The organism is Bacteroides acidifaciens, from assembly GCF_024623065.1.
Lineage (GTDB): Bacteria > Bacteroidota > Bacteroidia > Bacteroidales > Bacteroidaceae > Bacteroides > Bacteroides acidifaciens.
This window is the reverse complement of sequence record NZ_JANJZR010000008.1, coordinates 35,546-53,199: the sequence shown is the minus strand read 5'-3', so window position 1 is coordinate 53,199 and position 17,654 is coordinate 35,546. Positions and strand designations below refer to the sequence as shown.

Here is a 17,654-nt window from a genome sequence, read left to right as displayed (position 1 = left end):
ACAAGTATGAAACAGAGAAAAGTCTTAGTAGGCATTGCTATTGTCATTTTCGTTATATTATTGCTTTATTGGTTATTGGTAGCAGAAGATATGAAACCTTGGCTGTCGGCTATGGTTCCTTCCGTTGCGCAGCAATTTATTACCTGATTCTGAAGATTTGGTTATTTCACGATAATTTCCCGTATCGGAATCCTGCCCCCCTCCCCCAAAAAAAAAGCGTCTTCTCCCAGCCGTAATGGGATACGGATTAATTTTCTACAAAAATATCTAAGTGAGATGTAATCGCTATAACGATTATATTACGAACTTATTACAATGTTCATTTGTTATTTTTATATATCAGTAGAAACACTTATATTCGCAAAAGTATCGGAACAGACTTGGTTAAAAAATATAGAATTTATGAAAACAATGAATTATTCCCTTATTCGTATTCTCTTTGCACTCGTGATAGGTTTGGTCTTGGTGATTTGGCCGAATGCGGCTGCCGGTTATATTGTTATCACAGTAGGAGTCGCTTTTTTGATTCCCGGTGTTATCAGCCTTTTCGGCTATTTCGGACGGAAAAGAACGGAAGGTGAGCCCGCACCCCGTTTTCCGATAGAAGGAATCGGCAGTTTATTATTCGGATTTTGGCTGATTATGATGCCTGAGTTTTTTGCGGATGTTCTGATGTTCCTGTTAGGGTTTATTCTGATTATGGGTGGTGTGCAACAGATTGCTTCTCTGTCTGCCGCTCGTCGCTGGATGCCTGTTGCGGGAGCATTTTATCTGATTCCTTCCCTGATTCTTATTGCGGGTATCGTTGCTTTGTTCAATCCGACAGGAGCACGTAATACTGCTTTTATTATTATCGGTATCAGTAGTTTGGTTTATTCGCTTTCTGAGTTGATAAACTGGTTCAAGTTTGTGCACCGCCGTCCGCAGACTCCGATGTCACATAACGATGCCGATATTGAGGATGCGAAGATTATCGAATGAAAAGTAGAGGACTGCCTCACGGCACCCCTCTACTGCAAACTTAAAACAACCAACAAAAGAAATAGATAATCTCTATTCCATGCCCGATGAGAAAGACTTCATCGGGCATTTTCTTTTTCTATCTTACGAATAATAGTTCCCTGTATTTCGGAAGCGTCCACATTTGATTGTCGACAATGAGTTCCAACTTGTCGATGTGGTAACGGATTTCTTCCAGTGCCGGAGTGATTGTGTCATGGTAGGCAATGGCTTTCTCACGTTCGCTTTCAATCTTGTTCGCCACTTTACGGGCTTCCACCATTGCGTCTACATGCTCCTTGATGAAGGCTGTACGGTCGGCAATCTCTTCGATAAGTTCCAGGTTCTTGGCAGATAGTTTGGCTGCCTTTTCTGCCGGAAACAGGGATTGCATCTTATAGACGTTGTTAATCAAATCTGTTTGATACTGGGTTGCTACCGGGATGATATGGTTCATTGCCAGGTCACCCAATACACGGGCTTCAATCTGGATTTTCTTCGTGTAAGTTTCCCATTTCACTTCGTTGCGGGCTTCCAGTTCTTTCTTTGTCATTACGCCGGTAGCTTCGAACATGGCAATCGTTTCCGGTTTCAGATAGTTGTCGAAGATGACAGGAACACTCGTTTCACAATCCAGACCGCGGCGGGCAGCTTCTTCTTTCCACTCGTCACTGTAACCGTTGCCGTCAAAGTGAATGGCTTTGCACTCTTTGATGTATCCGCGGATAATCTCAAGGATGGCGGATATCTTCGGTTCTCCTTTATCAATCAAGGCGTCTACATCTTTCTTGAATTTTGTCAACTGATGAGCTACGGCAGAGTTCAATGCAATCATGGCGGAAGCGCAGTTTGCTTCGGAACCTACGGCACGGAACTCGAAACGGTTGCCGGTGAAGGCGAAAGGAGAGGTGCGGTTACGGTCGGTATTGTCAATCAGCAATTCGGGTATCTGCGGAATATCCAGCTTCATGCCCTGTTTGCCGCTGAGGCTGATTAAGTCATCCTTTGTACTGTTTTCTATATGGTCCAATACCTGAGACAACTGTTTGCCCAGGAAAGAGGAGATGATTGCCGGCGGCGCTTCATTCGCTCCCAGACGGTGGGCGTTGGTGGCACTGGAGATAGATGCTTTCAGTAATCCGTTATGATGATAAACCGCCATCAATGTATTTACAACGAACGTAACGAAACGCAGGTTGTCTTCAGGAGTCTTGCCCGGTCCCATCAATAAGATACCTGTGTCAGTCCCCAGTGACCAGTTATTGTGCTTGCCGGAACCATTGACGCCTTTGAACGGTTTTTCATGAAGAAGTACACGGAAACCATGACGGCGGCTTACTTTGCGCATCAACGACATAATCAATAAGTTATGGTCATTGGCTAAGTTGCATTCTTCGAAGATTGGAGCCAGCTCAAACTGGTTGGGTGCAACCTCGTTGTGACGGGTCTTTACAGGGATACCCAGTTTCAGGGCTTCAATTTCGAGGTCTTTCATAAATGCTGCTACGCGGGTAGGGATAGCACCGAAATAATGGTCTTCCAACTGCTGGTTCTTGGCGCTGTCGTGTCCCATTAATGTACGGCCTGTCATTAACAAGTCCGGGCGTGCGGCGTATAAACCTTCGTCCACTAAGAAATATTCCTGTTCCCAGCCCAAGTAGGCAACTACCTTCTTCACTTCCGGGTTGAAATAGTGACAAACGTCTACGGCTGCCTTATCCACGGCACGAAGTGCTTTCAATAACGGAGCTTTGTAGTCGAGAGCTTCGCCGGTATATGCGATAAATACGGTCGGGATACAAAGAGTGTCGTCTACGATAAATGCAGGAGATGAAGGGTCCCAGGCACTGTATCCGCGGGCTTCGAACGTATTGCGGATACCACCGTTCGGGAAAGAGGAAGCATCCGGCTCCTGCTGTACAAGCAGTTTGCCCGTGAATTCTTCCATCATGCCGCCTTTGCCGTCATGTTCTACGAAAGCATCGTGCTTTTCTGCCGTACCTTCGGTCAGCGGTGCAAACCAGTGGGTGTAATGGGTAACTCCCATTTCGGTAGCCCATTTCTTCATGCCGGCAGCCACTTCGTCGGCAATGCTGCGGTCTAGCGGAGCGCCATTGTCAATAGCGTCAATCAATGCATTATATACCTTGCTGGGAAGGTACTTAAACATCTTTTCCTTGTTGAATACGTACTTGGCGAAATACTCCGACGGGCGTTCGGCAGGAGTTGCCACCTCAACCGCTTTCTTCTTGAAAGCAGTTTCTACTACTCTGAATCTTAGTTTTGACATAATATCTAATTTTGATTTGTTGTTAAATATGTGAGAGCAAATAATCTTTCTCTGTTAGTTGTAAGCGGATTCTCCGTGTTCGTAAATATCGAGTCCTTCTTCCTCGATACGTGCCGGAACGCGCAGACCGTGAATTTTTTCAAGAGCCTTGAAGATGATGAATCCCATGCCTGCCGCCCAAACTCCGACTACAAGTGCTCCGAAGATTTGTGCTCCGAGGAATCCGAAACCGTATCCATAGAACAGCCCTTCGCTGGTAGAAAACAAACCTGTAAGAATGGTTCCTAAGAAACCGCAAACACCATGCACGGAAGAAGCACCTACCGGGTCGTCGATTTTCAGGATTTTATCAATAAAGTCTACCGAGAATATCATCACAACGCCACAGATGGCACCTGTCAATGCGGCTCCTGCAGGAGATACGACATCGCATCCCGCGGTGATACCTACCAAACCTGCCAATACACCATTCAGTGTCAATGACAAAGAGGGTTTTCCGTACTTCGTCCAACTGATTGCCAAGGCGAAGAAACCACCGGCACAAGCTGCAAGATTGGTTGTCAGGAATACATGTGATATGGCGTTTGCATCTGCTTCACTACTTGCTGCCAACTGGGAACCGGGGTTGAATCCGAACCATCCGAACCAAAGGATAAATACACCCAATGCGGCAATAGTCAGGTTATGGCCCGGAATAGCTCTGGACTTTCCGTCTTTTCCATATTTCCCAATACGCGGGCCGAGAATGGCGGCACCTACCAAAGCAATCCATCCACCTACCGAGTGAACAACAGTGGAACCGGCGAAATCATGGAAGGTTGTTCCGAAAAGATTCATCATAAAAGAATCTGCTTCACTGTTCATCAGCCAACCGCCGCCCCAAGTCCAATGACCGGAAATCGGGTAAATCAGTACACTGATGAAGATTGTATAAATCAAATACATGGAGAATTTCGTACGTTCTGCCATTGCTCCTGATACGATGGTAGCGGCAGTGGCGCAGAATACGGTTTGGAAAACAAGGAATCCTTCTTTGGGCAGCCCGTTATCCATGAAAGACAGGTCGAAGAAGTGTGGCATCCCGATGAATCCGCCTGCGCCGAACATCAGTCCGAAACCGATGAACCAGTAAAGCAAAGAACCGAACATGAAGTCTACGAAGTTCTTCATTAAAATGTTGGCGGTATTCTTCACTCTAGTGAAACCGGCCTCTACCAAAGCAAATCCCGGCTGCATGAAGAACACGAGCATAGCTGCAAGTAGCATCCAAACCGTATTTAATCCTAAAGCCAGGTCGCCGATAGTATCCGGGGCTTCTGCCGTAGATTCGGCCGGGAGTGCTGAAAGTTCAGTTATTGTCTCTGTAACTGTTGCTGTATCGGCAATAACTGTATCCTGTGCTAGTGTACCTGTAGCAAAACAGCATAACATGAACATAGTAGTGGCTATCCACAGCTTTATGAAGCCATGGCCTTTATATTTTGTATCCATAATAATTATCTTATTTTATACCTATTATTAGTGATGTTGTAAACCTCTTTATAAACGTTATAAACCGCAAGGCAACCTGGGAACGGCACCTTGCCGCTGCCGCTAGCGTTCTTGTTCGGCGTTATAGAGGGCTATGTCGCCGCGCTCGGCAGTACGGATGCGGATGGCGTCTTCGATGGGGATGACGAAGATACGTCCGTCGCCGATTTCTCCGGTTTGTGCAGCCTTGATGATGGCTTGTACCGTTTTCTCTGTATTCTTGTCGCGTACGACAATAGAGATAAGTATTCGTTCGATGGTGCTGGTGTCATAGACTACGCCACGATAGATACGTCCCTGGCGCGCTTTTCCAATACCCCTTACGTCATAGTAAGAGAACCATTCGATGTCCGCTTCGAGAAGGGCGTCTTTCACGTCCTCGAATTTGGTTTTACGGATAATAGCTTCAATCTTTTTCATATACCTTAAATTATTAGTGTTGACCAGTAAAAGAAAGAGGTATAGGGTAGTGGCAGCCATGGCAGGTTACCATACAACAAACCGATAAAATCTAAACTCTAACTACCTTGGCCCTATACACTCTCTTGATATTCTAAACTTCCTCTCTTAAAAATTTAGTCCGAATGTGAAATAAGCTCCTTCCGTGCGTGGATTGACTGATACCTTGGCGAATGCCGGGACGGAGAAGGAATCGGTAATCTTGATGTCCTTGGAAGCTCCGAGGCTGACATCGGAAACACAGAACCCACTTGTATAGCCATTATAGAAAGTCGTCTCCCAGGGTACCATGCCCAAATCTACTGTCCAGTCAAGACCACCCAATCTGAACGGTGCGCTGAGTGCGAGATAGGAAGAATAAGCTCTTTTGCCATTTTCTTTCACACCGTCGGCACCAGCAAAGTTCGTGTACCAGTTGACGGACAGCAGACCGAAATCATATCCCACTTGTGCCTCAAACACATGAGCCGTAGAATGGGATCCATATTTAAAATACTTGTTGGTTGAATAAACCGTTTCTCCGTCATCGTCCACACCTGTCGCTACTTGGCTATTAAACCAATAATCTGTTACCGAAACGCTAAAACCACCAATCGAGTAACCGAAGGTCAAATCAAACTCTTTCGTGTCTGCCGATTCGAATCCTACAGAACCCCATGCTCCGAGTGTGAAACCTTTGTAAGCAATTCCCAGTGAAGGCTGGATGCTGACTCCGCCTAAATCCTGCCCACGCCAGATGTAACCGCTTACCAGGTCAACTCCTACGGAAGCTTCTACTTTATCTTGTGCCATCGTTGCGGATGGGACAAGTCCTGACAGTAATAATGCTACTGTTATTACCCCCTTGTTTTTGTTAATCGTCGTTTTCATCGTCTTTTTACCTTTAAAAGTTAGAAAAATGTGGATGTACGGTCCATATATATAGTAGCGCGCGAAATACTATCGTTCTTTTTATAGATAACTAACAATGGATAACTGATAATGCGGGAATGATGATGTCCGTTAATGGGGGTATGTTGAACTTTCCATTCCCCGCTATCCATTATTCATTCAATCAGAGCCAGTTTTTTATTCTTCTCATAGCTTCGATACAGTCGTTGCGTTCGCCGAAAGCGGTCAGGCGGATATATCCTTCACCACTCGGCCCGAAGCCCACACCGGGAGTACCGACAACATTGGCTTCATACAACATCTGTTCAAAGAATCGCCATGAGGATAGGCCATTCGGGGTTTTCACCCATAAATAGGGAGCATTCACTCCGCCATAAACTTTCAATCCGGTAGCTTCCAGTCCTTCCTTCATGATTTTTGCGTTGGTCATATAATAGTTGATCGTTTCTTTAATCTGTGCCTTGCCCTCCGCACTGTAAACAGCTTCCGCTGCCCGTTGGGTAATGTAGGAAGTGCCGTTGAACTTGGTACACTGCCGGCGGTTCCATAGTCTGTTGAGCGGGATGCGGTCGCCTTCCAACGTTGCGGCAGTAAGCTCTTTCGGTACTACCGTATATCCGCAACGTACTCCGGTGAATCCTGCTGTCTTTGAGAAGCTGCGGAATTCAATGGCACACTTCTTCGCCCCTTTAATTTCGTAGATAGAGTGGGGGATGTTTTCGTCTTGGATATATGCTTCGTATGCGGCATCAAACAGGATTAACGTGTCGTTTGCCAAAGCATAGTCCACCCATTTCTTCAGTTCCGGTTTGGTCAGTGTTGTCCCGGTCGGATTGTTCGGATAGCAGAGATAAACAATATCTATCCGTTTGTCCGGAATTTCAGGAATGAAGTTGTTTTCACTCGTGCAGGGCATATATGTGACATTGCTCCATTTACCCGTTTCCTCTTCCAGTACTCCGGCACGTCCGCACATGACGTTACTGTCAATATATACCGGATAGATAGGGTCTGTAACGCCTACGCTATTGTCATGGCGAAGAATATCACCTATGTTCCCGGTATCGCTTTTGGCTCCGTCGCTGACAAATATCTCAGAAGCGGAAAAGTGAATCCCGCGTGAGGCGAAGTCATTCTTTATAATTGCTTCAATCAAAAAATCATATCCCTGTTCAGGACCATATCCGCGGAATGTGTCCTTACTGGCCAGTTCTTCTACCGCTTTATGCATTGCTTCGGTACAGGCTTTGGGAAGTGGCTGAGTTACATCACCGATACCTAGCCGGATGATTTCCTGTTTGGGATGCGTTATCCTGAAAGTATTTACCTTTTTCGCTATATCCGAGAACAAGTAACTTCCCGGTAATTTCAAAAAATGTTCGTTTACTAATGCCATGTTGTTATTGTTTTAAGTTTCTATCCGTATTCATTCTTAATTCTCGACTCTCAACTCTCCATTCTCAACTTCTTCAACAATTTCTCCATCGAAAACTTTGGTTGCCGGTCCTGTCATCAATATATGGTCTGAGGCTTCGTCCCATTCAATGATAACTGTGCCGCCATCCATTATTATATTGCTTTTTCTTCCTGCAAGCCCGTTGATGAAGGCGGCTACTGCTGTGGCGCAAGCACCTGTTCCGCAAGCTTGGGTAATTCCCGAACCTCTTTCCCATACTCTCATCCGTATAGTATCTTTGCCGACAATTTGTGCAAACTCTACATTAGTTCTGTCAGGAAAAAGAGGATGATTCTCCAATTCGGGACCGATTTCCGGTAAGTTAATCCGGGTTATATCATCCACAAAAGTAACTAAATGAGGATTTCCCATTGATACTTTAGTTGACTGGAAAGGATATTTCCCTTTCCAATGTACTTCTCCTGTTTCCAACGGACTGCCCATATCTACTGTGACTGCGGTAACTGTTTCTCCTTCTACGTGAAGTTTCAGTATCTTAATTCCCGACAGCGTGTCCAGTGTGATTTCTGTTTTATCAGTCAAACCGTATTCATATACGTATTTGCCTACGCAACGGCTACCATTTCCGCACATCATCGCTTCCGAACCGTCGGCATTGAAAATACGCATGCTGAAATCAGCCTTATCGGAACTTCCAATTAATATAAGTCCGTCACTCCCAATTCCTGTATGAAACTTGCTCCATTCGATTGCTTTCTTTTCAGGATCTGCTATCGGATATTGGGTAGTATCTACATATATGTAGTCATTTCCTGCTCCATGCATTTTCGTGAACTTAATCTTTCTTATCATTTTGACTTGTATTTATTGGTTGTTGTATCCTTTTGTTTTATTACGATGCAAAGATATGACTTTTTGTTTTGTGTTTTATTTAAAAGTATATCTAATATCTATTTATTTTCATCAATCTTTCAATCGCTTATTATATAGCTATCTAAACTTATAAAATGAAATTATGTATATCTATATGTTGATGAATTGTTATTTGGGTGTGTCCTTTTGCATATTCTTTCATAATATATAAAGAATATTTAGCCTTGATAGTCCTAAGAACCTTCTCCTATATCCATTGTTTTTGCCGATGTACATAATGTAGATACTGTTCCGGCATTCCTCTTATTACATAAGAGAAATGAACTTTGGCGGCAAGTAGGAGAATTGACGGTGCAAGAGTTGAAAGAGGTGCTGGATGATTTGAGATGAACTGACTGTAATATTTTGTTAGTGTTTGCAGAAATACGGATATTCTCTTCAATGTCAAATGAATTGAAGGAATACTCCGTTGTTTTAAGTCCGGATACTAAACGATTAAATATATATATATATATATTGATTTATTGTTGCTTAAGCTCTTTCTGTAATACAATCGGCTCATTGGTAGTAATAAAATCTGCTTTATGCTCAATCAGCCATTTCATGTCCTCTGCCTCATCCACTGTCCATACATTGACTTTCATGCCAAGGTCATGAGCTTCCTTAATCCATTCGGGGTGTTTTTTAATTACTCCCATATGATAGTCAAATCCCGCTGCACCAAGTTCTTTTAATTCTTCCGGAGATAAATCACCGTTCAGATAGAATACCGGAGTTCCGGTAGGTGCCAAGCGGATAAATTCTTTCATGGCATGCAGAGAGAAAGTGATATATTCCATGCGGTTCTCCAATCCCATACTTTTTACCATAGCCACAATTTCCTGCACGGCTTTTGTCTCACGCTTTTTGGTGCTGTGTGCTTTGAGTTCGAGTATCAATTGGGTATCGCATTTTTTTCCTGCTTCCAAATACTGCTTTAAACTAGGCAGGTTTTCTCCGTTAGAGAGTTTCAGACCGGTCAATGCATCCCCTTTGGAATATTCCATCGGTCGCATTTTATAAACGGGGTCATGATTGACAATCAGTTTATTATCTTTGGCAATCCATACATCAAATTCTGAACCGTAGCATCCGATGGAATCTGCTTTTTGAAGTGCGGCAATACTGTTTTGTGATGAACCCGGGGTTTTCCAGAAACCACGGTGGGCAATTGCTTTTGTCTGTGCCTGCATACAGCAAGCAGTTACTAAAAGGGCGGAAGCCATCATTATTTTCTTTAAATTCATTGGTCTGGTCTTTAAAAGGTTTAACAGATTTAATCGGGTTTGGCCTCAAAATTATAAAAAAGAAAACGCAAATCAGACAATAATATGCTAATCTGCGTTAATCTTAAGGATTTTAGAATAGAAATGCTACAAAAAAGTAACAGAAATAGTCTATTCTATTACTTTTCGACAAGTTAAGTATAGGCTTCTTCATGTATTCCTTTTACCGCGCGTCCGCTTGGCTCATTCAGATTTCTGAAGGAAATATCCCATGCCAGTGCTTCTGCCGTAGAGCAGGCTACGCTGGGAACACTCGGCACGCTGCGAGCCGCACTTTCGCTGGGGAAATGTTCTTCAAAGATGCTGCGGTAATAATATTCTTCCTTGTTTTGCGGAGTATTGATGGGGAAACGTTCGGCTGCATGTGCCATTTGTTCGTCACTTACGGCAGCGGTTGTTATTTCTTTCAATGTATCAATCCAGGAATATCCCACACCGTCACTGAACTGCTCTTTTTGTCTCCATGCCACGCTTTCCGGTAGCATATCGGTGAAAGCCTCACGTACGATTCTTTTTTCAATATTCTTTCCTGGACACATTTTGGCCTTCGGATTCAGCGTCATTGCCACATCAAGAAATTCTTTATCAAGGAAGGGGACACGTCCTTCAACTCCCCAGGCAGATAAACTCTTGTTGGCCCGGAGACAGTCATACATATGCAATTTTGAAAGTTTGCGTACCGTTTCTTCGTGGAACGCCTCCGGAGTAGGGGCTTTGTGAAAATAGAGATAGCCGCCAAAAACTTCATCGGCACCTTCACCGCTCAACACCATTTTGATACCCATAGACTTGATGACACGTGCCAGCAGATACATAGGAGTAGAAGCCCGCACAGTAGTTACGTCATACGTCTCTATGAAATAGATAACGTCACGAATCGCATCCAGTCCTTCCTGCACGGTGTAGTTTATTTCGTGATGCACCGTGCCGATATATTCGGCAACCTCACGCGCCTTTATCAAGTCGGGCGCACCCTTCAGACCGATGGCAAAAGAGTGAAGTTGCGGCCACCAGGCATCGCTTGCCCCGTCTGTTTCTATACGTTTGGCTGCATATTTCTTGGCGATAGCGGAAATGACAGAACTATCCAGACCGCCGGAAAGAAGTACTCCATAAGGTACGTCACTCATCAACTGGCGATGAACGGCATCTTCTAATGCTGTTTTTATATCGGCGGTTCGGGCATCGTTGTCTTTTACGGTTTCATATTCTGTCCAGTCGCGCGAATACCAGCGTTTCATCTCTCCTTCTTTACTGTAATAGTAATGTCCGGGAAGGAATACCTCGTATTCATTACAAAATCCTTCGAGCGCTTTCAGTTCGCTGCCGAAGTAGATTTTTCCCTCTTTGTCTTTGCCTATATATAAAGGTATAACGCCGATAGGGTCGCGGGCAATCAGGAACTCATCTTTCTCTTCGTCATAAAGGACAAAGGCAAAGATACCACTGATATCTTCCAGAAAATGGATACCTTTATCTTTATAGAGGGCAAGAATTACCTCACAGTCACTTCCAGTCTGAAAGTTATATTTTCCCGCATATTTAGCGCGAATATCACGGTGATTGTAAATCTCACCGTTGACGGCTAGCACCTGTTTACGATCGGGAGAGTATAACGGTTGTCCGCCACTCTGCGGGTCGACAATGGAAAGACGTTCGTGTGCCAGGATGGCACTTCCGCCTACATAGATTCCGCTCCAGTCCGGTCCGCGATGACGGATCTTCTGGGCCATTTTCAGTGCTTTATCTCTTAGTTCTTTCGTTTGAACTTTGATGTTGAGTATACCTGCTATTCCACACATAACTTTAATTTTTGGTTGTTAAGTAAGCATCTATTTCCGCAGCCGCTTTCCGTCCGCCTGCCATGGCACGTACTACCAGACTGGCTCCGGTAGTTGCATCTCCGGCAAGAAATACATTTTTTGCAAATTTCGGTTGCTCCGGTTTCAGGAATCCCATCGCCAATAATACCATATCAGCTTCGATGACTTCCTTCTTCCCTGTTGGTTTCATCGTGGGACGTCCGCCGTCTGCTGCTGGAATCCATTCTACCTCTTCCACTTCTACACCTGTCACCTTTCCGTTCTTTCCGAGGAACTGATTGGAAGCCAGGCACCAGCGGCGTGTACAACCTTCTTCATGGCTGGAAGTCGTTTTGAAGACTGCCGGCCATTGTGGCCAAGGAGTAGCCGGATTGTAGCCGACAGGAGGTTTCGGCATGATTTCGATTTGAGTGACACTGGCGGCTCCCTGTCTCACACTGGTTCCGATGCAGTCGGAACCGGTATCTCCGCCACCTATCACAAGTACTTTTTTGCCTTTGGCATTCACCAATTTATCTTTCGGGAAAGTCTGTCCTGCCAGAATCCTGTTCTGCTGTGCCAGCATTTCAAGTGCGAAATGGATGCCTTTCAGTTCACGTCCCGGAATACTCAAATCACGTGCAGTCGGTGTTCCGGTACAGATGCAGTAAGCGTCGAATCCTTCCGGCAAATGATTGATGTCTATTTCTACTCCCATCTCAAACAGTATTCCTTCTGCAGCCAATATCTTCATCCGTCGGTCAATTACATTCTTATCCAGTTTGAAATTAGGAATACCGAACCGTAATAACCCTCCGGGCGCTTCATCTTTATCGAATAAAGTAACGCTATATCCTTTTAAATTCAGCTGATTAGCCACCACCAATCCGGCAGGACCCGCACCAATCACCGCCACTTTCTTTCCGTTTCTTCTCGGTGTTTTTACCTGTATATATCCTTCGCGAAAAGCTGCTTCAACAATAGCTGCCTCGTTTTCACGAATCGTCACAGGTTGGTCGCATGACAGTTTTAACACACAAGACTTTTCGCAGAGGGCAGGGCAGATACGTCCTGTAAATTCAGGAAAATCACAAGTGGATGACAATATTTCGTATGCCTCTTTCCATTTTCCCTTGAATAAGGCATCCTGCCATTCCGGTTGTTTATTTCCTATCGGGCATGCCCAGTGGCAGAAAGGTACGCCGCAGTCCATGCAGCGGGATGCCTGCAACTTGCGGCTGTTTGTATTCAACGTCTGTTCTACCTGACTATAATCAGTGATTCGTTCGTTCACAGGGCGGTATCCCGCTTCCTGCCGGGGTATATTTAGAAATGCTTTAGGATCTCCCATCTTGTTATTTACTATTTGACGGTTTACTATTATTATTTACTATTTCCAGACTATCTTGTCATTTGCTATTTGACTATTTACAGACTATACATTCAAATAGTAAATTGTAAATAGTCAAATAGTAAATCTAATAGTCTCTTTGCATGTCTGCAATTTTCTGTTGTAACTTTCTCATCTGTTCTTCCTGCAATACTTTTTTGTATTCGATAGGTACTACCTGGATGAATTGGTCTGCATAATGATTCCAGTCGTCGAGCATTGTTCGTGCCAGTTTGGAGCCCGTGTACAGGTAGTGCTGGCGAATCAGTTCGTGTAGCTCCTTCCGGTAGCTGGCTTCTTCGATGAGTGACAGTTCCACCATTTCCATATTACAGAAATAATCGAAGTTACCGTCTTTGTTCCATACATAGGCTACACCGCCACTCATGCCGGCTGCAAAGTTGCGTCCGGTTTGTCCGAGGACCACAACGCGTCCGCCGGTCATATATTCGCAACAGTGGTCGCCTACACCTTCCACTACGGCGACGGCACCCGAGTTGCGTACGGCAAAACGTTCTCCTACACGACCGTTGATATACACTTCACCACTTGTGGCGCCATAAAGCAAAGTATTGCCGGCAATTGTATTCTTGTCAGCTTCGAAATTGCTGCGGATAGGGGGAAGCACGGCGATACGTCCGCCACTCAGACCCTTGCCAAGATAATCGTTCGCTTCCCCTTCCAGTTTAAAGTTGACCCCTGGCACAAGGAATGCACCGAAAGACTGACCTGCCGAACCTTTGAATTTCACATTCAACGTATGTTCCGGTAATCCCTTGGCACCATGTTTCTTCGCGATTACTCCCGAAAGCATAGCACCTATTGCACGGTCTGTATTCGCAATTGTATATTCTAAAGAGATTTCTTTCTCATGTTCGATGGCATCCCGGGCGGCATCAATGATAGCCACATCCTTTACGGTAGAGATGCCATGTTCCTGGTCGGTGACATGACGGATAGCGGCAGTGTTGTCAATACGTGCCAACATTCTGTTGAAATCAATCAACGCATGCTTCGGATTCGGATCGTCCGCTACGGATTTACGTTCAATCAAGTCTGTCCGTCCGATAATGTCATTCATCCGGGTGAATCCCATTTCCGCCAGATGTTCACGGACTTCCTGCGCCAGGAACGTGAAGAAATTTACTAAATATTCACTGCGTCCGTGGAAACGTTTGCGCAACTCCTCATTCTGTGTAGCAACTCCCACAGGACAAGTGTTCTGATGACATTTGCGCATCATCACACAACCTAGTACAATCAGTGCAGAGGTGGCAAAACCATATTCTTCGGCTCCCATCAATGCCATTAAGATAATATCCCGTCCGGTTTTCAATTGCCCGTCAGCTTGCAGAATCACTTGGCCACGGAGTCCGTTCAGTACCAATGTCTGCTGTGTCTCGCTCAATCCCAATTCCGGTGAGATGCCCGCATAACGGATAGAAGAAGCCGGAGAAGCACCTGTGCCCCCCTCAGCACCGGAGATGACAATCAGGTCTGCCTTTGCTTTTGCCACCCCGGCGGCAATTGTACCGACACCGCTTTCTGCTACCAGTTTCACACTGATTTTAGCCTGTGGATTTACATTTTTCAGATCGAAGATTAATTGTGCCAAATCCTCAATCGAATAAATATCATGATGAGGTGGGGGAGAAATCAGAGAAATTCCCGGAATAGAGTGGCGTGTCTTGGCAATCACATCGTTCACCTTGAATCCCGGAAGCTGTCCACCTTCGCCCGGCTTTGCCCCTTGGGCTATCTTAATCTGAATCTCATCCGCATTCACTAGATATTCTGCTGTCACACCGAAGCGTCCCGAAGCCACCTGCTTGATGGCACTTCGCAGGGAACTGCCGTCCGGTAGCGGTTGGAAGCGGGAAGCGTCTTCACCGCCCTCGCCGGTATTACTGCGTCCGTGAATTTTATTCATGGCGATAGCCATTGCCTCGTGAGCCTCTTTGCTGATAGAGCCGAAAGACATGGCACCCGTAACAAAACGGTGTAAAATATTCTCTACCGGTTCCACCTGGTCGATAGAAATCGGATTGCGGCGGAATCCCAGGAAGTCACGCAGGAAGATAGGTTTCTCTTTCTCGTCTACCAAGTGAGTATATTCTTTGAATTTCTTATAGCTGCCCAAGCGGGTAGCCAATTGCAGCGCACTGATGGTTTCGGGATTCCATGCATGCTTTTCTCCGTCTTTTCGGAAAGAATACAACCCGTTGCTTTTAAGAAGTTGAGAGTTGGGAGTTTCTCCACTTTCAACTTCTTGCGCCATTCCTTCTTTATGAAAAGCAATGGCGTCTCTGGCAATCTCTTCCAGCCGGATACCCCCAATGGGTGAACCGAGTCCCCCGAAATAAGCCTTGGTTAACTCTTCGCTCAAACCGACAGCTTCGAAAATCTTTGCACCGCGGTATGAACGGATGGTAGAGATACCCATCTTGCTCATAATCTTGAACAGACCTTTGCAGATGGACTTGATATAATTCTTCTCGGCCGTGGCATAGTCCAATTGAATATCCCTGTCTTTCACCAATTTGTCAAGCACCGCAAATGCCATATACGGATTCAGTGCGCTTGCCCCGAAGCCGAGTAATAAGGCTGCGTGCATTACCTCGCGTATTTCACCGCTTTCTACTACCAGTGCCGTCTGCACACGTTTCCCAACGGAAATCAGATGATGATGGACAGCGCTTACCGCCAGAAGGGACGGGATTACTGCATGGTCGGCATCCACATCACGGTCACTCAGAATGATATAGTTCACGCCTTCCGTCACGGATTCTTCTGCCATTTTGCAAAGTCCGCCCAGTGCTTCCTGAAGCCCGGCTTTTCCTTTCGCTACTTCAAAAAGCATCGGAAGCTTTACAGTCTTAAAACCTTTATAGCGGATATTACATAAAATATCCAATTGAGTATTGTTTAGAATCGGATGGTTCAGACGCACCATTTTACAATGGCTTTCGCTCGGTGTCAGAATATTCATGCCGACAGCACCGATATATTCCGTCAATGACATCACCAGTTCCTCGCGTAGAGGGTCAATCGGCGGATTCGTCACCTGGGCGAATTGCTGGCGGAAATAATTGTAGAGCAGTTGCGGCTTGTCCGAAAGCACAGCCAACGGGGTATCGTTGCCCATTGAATGGATAGGCTCTGCGCCGGTGCTGGCCATGGGTGTAATCAATTTTTCGATGTCCTCTTTTGAATAACCGAAAGTACGGAGCATCCGGTCGTAGTTCTCTACATGATGAGGCACTTTGCGTCCGCTTTTCAATTCGTCCAGTTCGATACGGTTGGTAGCCAGCCATGTGCGGTAAGGTTTTGCTTCCGCCAATTGCTTTTTCAGTTCACCGTCGTAATATATTTCGCCCTTTTCCGTGTCAATCAATAGAATCTTACCCGGTTGCAGCCGTCCTTTTTCTTTAACATCTCCCGGTTCGAAATCCATTACGCCAACTTCCGAAGCTACTACCATCATATCATTTTTCGTAATCAGGTAGCGGGCGGGACGCAGACCGTTACGGTCGAGCATACCGCCTGCAAAACGTCCGTCGCTGAATAGCAAGGCGGCAGGTCCGTCCCAGGGCTCCATTAATATAGAGTGATATTCATAGAAAGACTTCAAATCTTCACTGATGGGATTCTTTTCGTTGAAAGATTCAGGTACAAGCATTGCCATGGCGTGGGGCAGGCTCAATCCCGACATTACTAAAAATTCCAGTACATTATCCAATGAAGCACTGTCACTCATACCCGGCTGTATAATCGGACGAATCTCTTTGATATCTCCGAGAGTGGGAGAGGAAAGTACACTTTCGCGGGCTTCCATCCAGCCGCGGTTACCGCGAATCGTATTGATTTCGCCATTGTGTGCCAGAAGACGGAAAGGTTGTGCCAAGCCCCATGTCGGGAACGTGTTGGTACTGAAACGGGAATGCACCAAAGCCAGTCCGCTGGTAAAGTAACTGTTCGTCAGGTCAGGATAATAGTTGCGTAGCTGCAATGACGAAAGCATACCTTTATATATAATGCTTTTTGTGGAGAGCGAAACGACATAAAAATCCTCTTTCGCCGGAATGGCTGACATTCTGACTTTATTTTCGATTCTCTTGCGAATCAGATAAAGTTTGCGGTCGGCAGTTTCCGTTTCCGTAAATCCGGTGATAAATACCTGCCTGATATCCGGTTCATTGGCCAAAGCCGCTTCTCCCAGGATTTCCGGGCAGGTAGGTACATTACGCAGATGCATCAGCGTAAGTCCTTCTTTTTCAATTTCTTCGATGATGATACTCAAAATGGCTGCTTGGTCTTTTTCATTTTTGGGTAGAAAAAGCAGACCGGTGCCATAACGTCCCTTTTCGGGAACGGGGATACCTTGTAATAAAATAAACTCGTGCGGGATTTGTAGCATAATGCCAGCACCGTCTCCGGTCTTGTTGTCCGCACCTTCGGCGCCGCGGTGGCGCATGTTCTCCAATACCTTTAAAGCCGACTCAACAATGTCGTGTGACTTTTCTCCGTGAATGTTTACCAGCATACCAACACCGCAGGCATCGTGTTCGTATGCCGCATCGTACAAGCCTGCTTGTTTGGGCTGTCGTTGGTAAGGGAATCCTTCTGTTTCGTTGTTAAAAAGTTCTTGTTTCTTCATTCTTACTAGCTTTATTGTATG

At 45.5% G+C, this 17,654-nt stretch carries 12 protein-coding genes and 1 pseudogene; 3 read left to right on the top strand and 10 right to left on the bottom strand.

Annotated elements, in window-relative coordinates; genetic code table 11:
• Positions 1-6 precede the first annotated feature (6 nt).
• On the top strand, positions 7-147 hold the full coding sequence (locus tag NSB03_RS03810) for a hypothetical protein (protein WP_159102124.1): 141 nt from the start codon (positions 7-9) through the stop codon (positions 145-147).
• Between the two features lie 255 nt (positions 148-402).
• Positions 403-981 (top strand): HdeD family acid-resistance protein, encoded by a 579-nt coding sequence (locus NSB03_RS03805; protein ID WP_024986900.1) that lies wholly within the window; start codon positions 403-405, stop codon positions 979-981.
• 118 nt (positions 982-1,099) lie between these two features.
• On the opposite strand, the gene NSB03_RS03800 is transcribed toward NSB03_RS03805, so the two are convergent.
• The 6 genes from NSB03_RS03800 to dapF all read right to left on the bottom strand — a co-directional run bounded on the left by NSB03_RS03800 (position 1,100) and on the right by dapF (position 8,438).
• Positions 1,100-3,289: a glutamine synthetase III family protein gene (locus NSB03_RS03800; protein WP_024986899.1), complete on the bottom strand. Its 2,190-nt coding sequence runs from the start codon at positions 3,287-3,289 to the stop codon at positions 1,100-1,102.
• Between the two features lie 54 nt (positions 3,290-3,343).
• Positions 3,344-4,780 (bottom strand): ammonium transporter, encoded by a 1,437-nt coding sequence (locus tag NSB03_RS03795; protein ID WP_024986898.1) that lies wholly within the window; start codon positions 4,778-4,780, stop codon positions 3,344-3,346.
• A gap of 102 nt (positions 4,781-4,882) precedes the next feature.
• Positions 4,883-5,239, bottom strand: coding sequence for a P-II family nitrogen regulator (locus tag NSB03_RS03790; protein WP_004303701.1), 357 nt, complete (start codon positions 5,237-5,239; stop codon positions 4,883-4,885).
• A 147-nt stretch (positions 5,240-5,386) separates the two neighbouring features.
• The gene (locus NSB03_RS03785; protein WP_024986897.1) at positions 5,387-6,148 is read right to left on the bottom strand and encodes a hypothetical protein; all 762 of its coding nucleotides are present in this window, start codon (positions 6,146-6,148) and stop codon (positions 5,387-5,389) included.
• Positions 6,149-6,332: 184 nt separating this feature from the next.
• Positions 6,333-7,565, bottom strand: coding sequence for an LL-diaminopimelate aminotransferase (locus NSB03_RS03780; protein WP_024986896.1), 1,233 nt, complete (start codon positions 7,563-7,565; stop codon positions 6,333-6,335).
• A gap of 36 nt (positions 7,566-7,601) precedes the next feature.
• A complete protein-coding gene (gene dapF, locus NSB03_RS03775; RefSeq protein WP_024986895.1) occupies positions 7,602-8,438 on the bottom strand; it encodes a diaminopimelate epimerase in 837 nt (278 codons plus the stop codon).
• Positions 8,439-8,723: 285 nt separating this feature from the next.
• Here dapF and NSB03_RS03770 point away from each other — a divergent pair.
• Positions 8,724-8,849 (top strand): annotated as a pseudogene (locus tag NSB03_RS03770) (thioredoxin domain-containing protein); the annotation flags it as partial.
• 131 nt (positions 8,850-8,980) lie between these two features.
• On the opposite strand, the gene NSB03_RS03765 reads toward NSB03_RS03770, so the two are convergent.
• The 4 genes from NSB03_RS03765 to gltB all read right to left on the bottom strand — a co-directional run bounded on the left by NSB03_RS03765 (position 8,981) and on the right by gltB (position 17,633).
• Positions 8,981-9,745 (bottom strand): glycerophosphodiester phosphodiesterase family protein, encoded by a 765-nt coding sequence (locus NSB03_RS03765; protein ID WP_024986894.1) that lies wholly within the window; start codon positions 9,743-9,745, stop codon positions 8,981-8,983.
• Between the two features lie 173 nt (positions 9,746-9,918).
• Entirely contained in the window at positions 9,919-11,586 is a 1,668-nt protein-coding gene (gene asnB, locus NSB03_RS03760; RefSeq protein WP_024986893.1) for an asparagine synthase B, read from the bottom strand.
• A gap of 4 nt (positions 11,587-11,590) precedes the next feature.
• Positions 11,591-12,937, bottom strand: a complete 1,347-nt coding sequence (locus NSB03_RS03755) for a glutamate synthase subunit beta (RefSeq protein ID WP_257466225.1) — start codon at positions 12,935-12,937, stop codon at positions 11,591-11,593.
• A 127-nt stretch (positions 12,938-13,064) separates the two neighbouring features.
• The gene (gene gltB / locus NSB03_RS03750; protein WP_257466224.1) at positions 13,065-17,633 is read right to left on the bottom strand and encodes a glutamate synthase large subunit; all 4,569 of its coding nucleotides are present in this window, start codon (positions 17,631-17,633) and stop codon (positions 13,065-13,067) included.
• Positions 17,634-17,654: the final 21 nt, after the last annotated feature.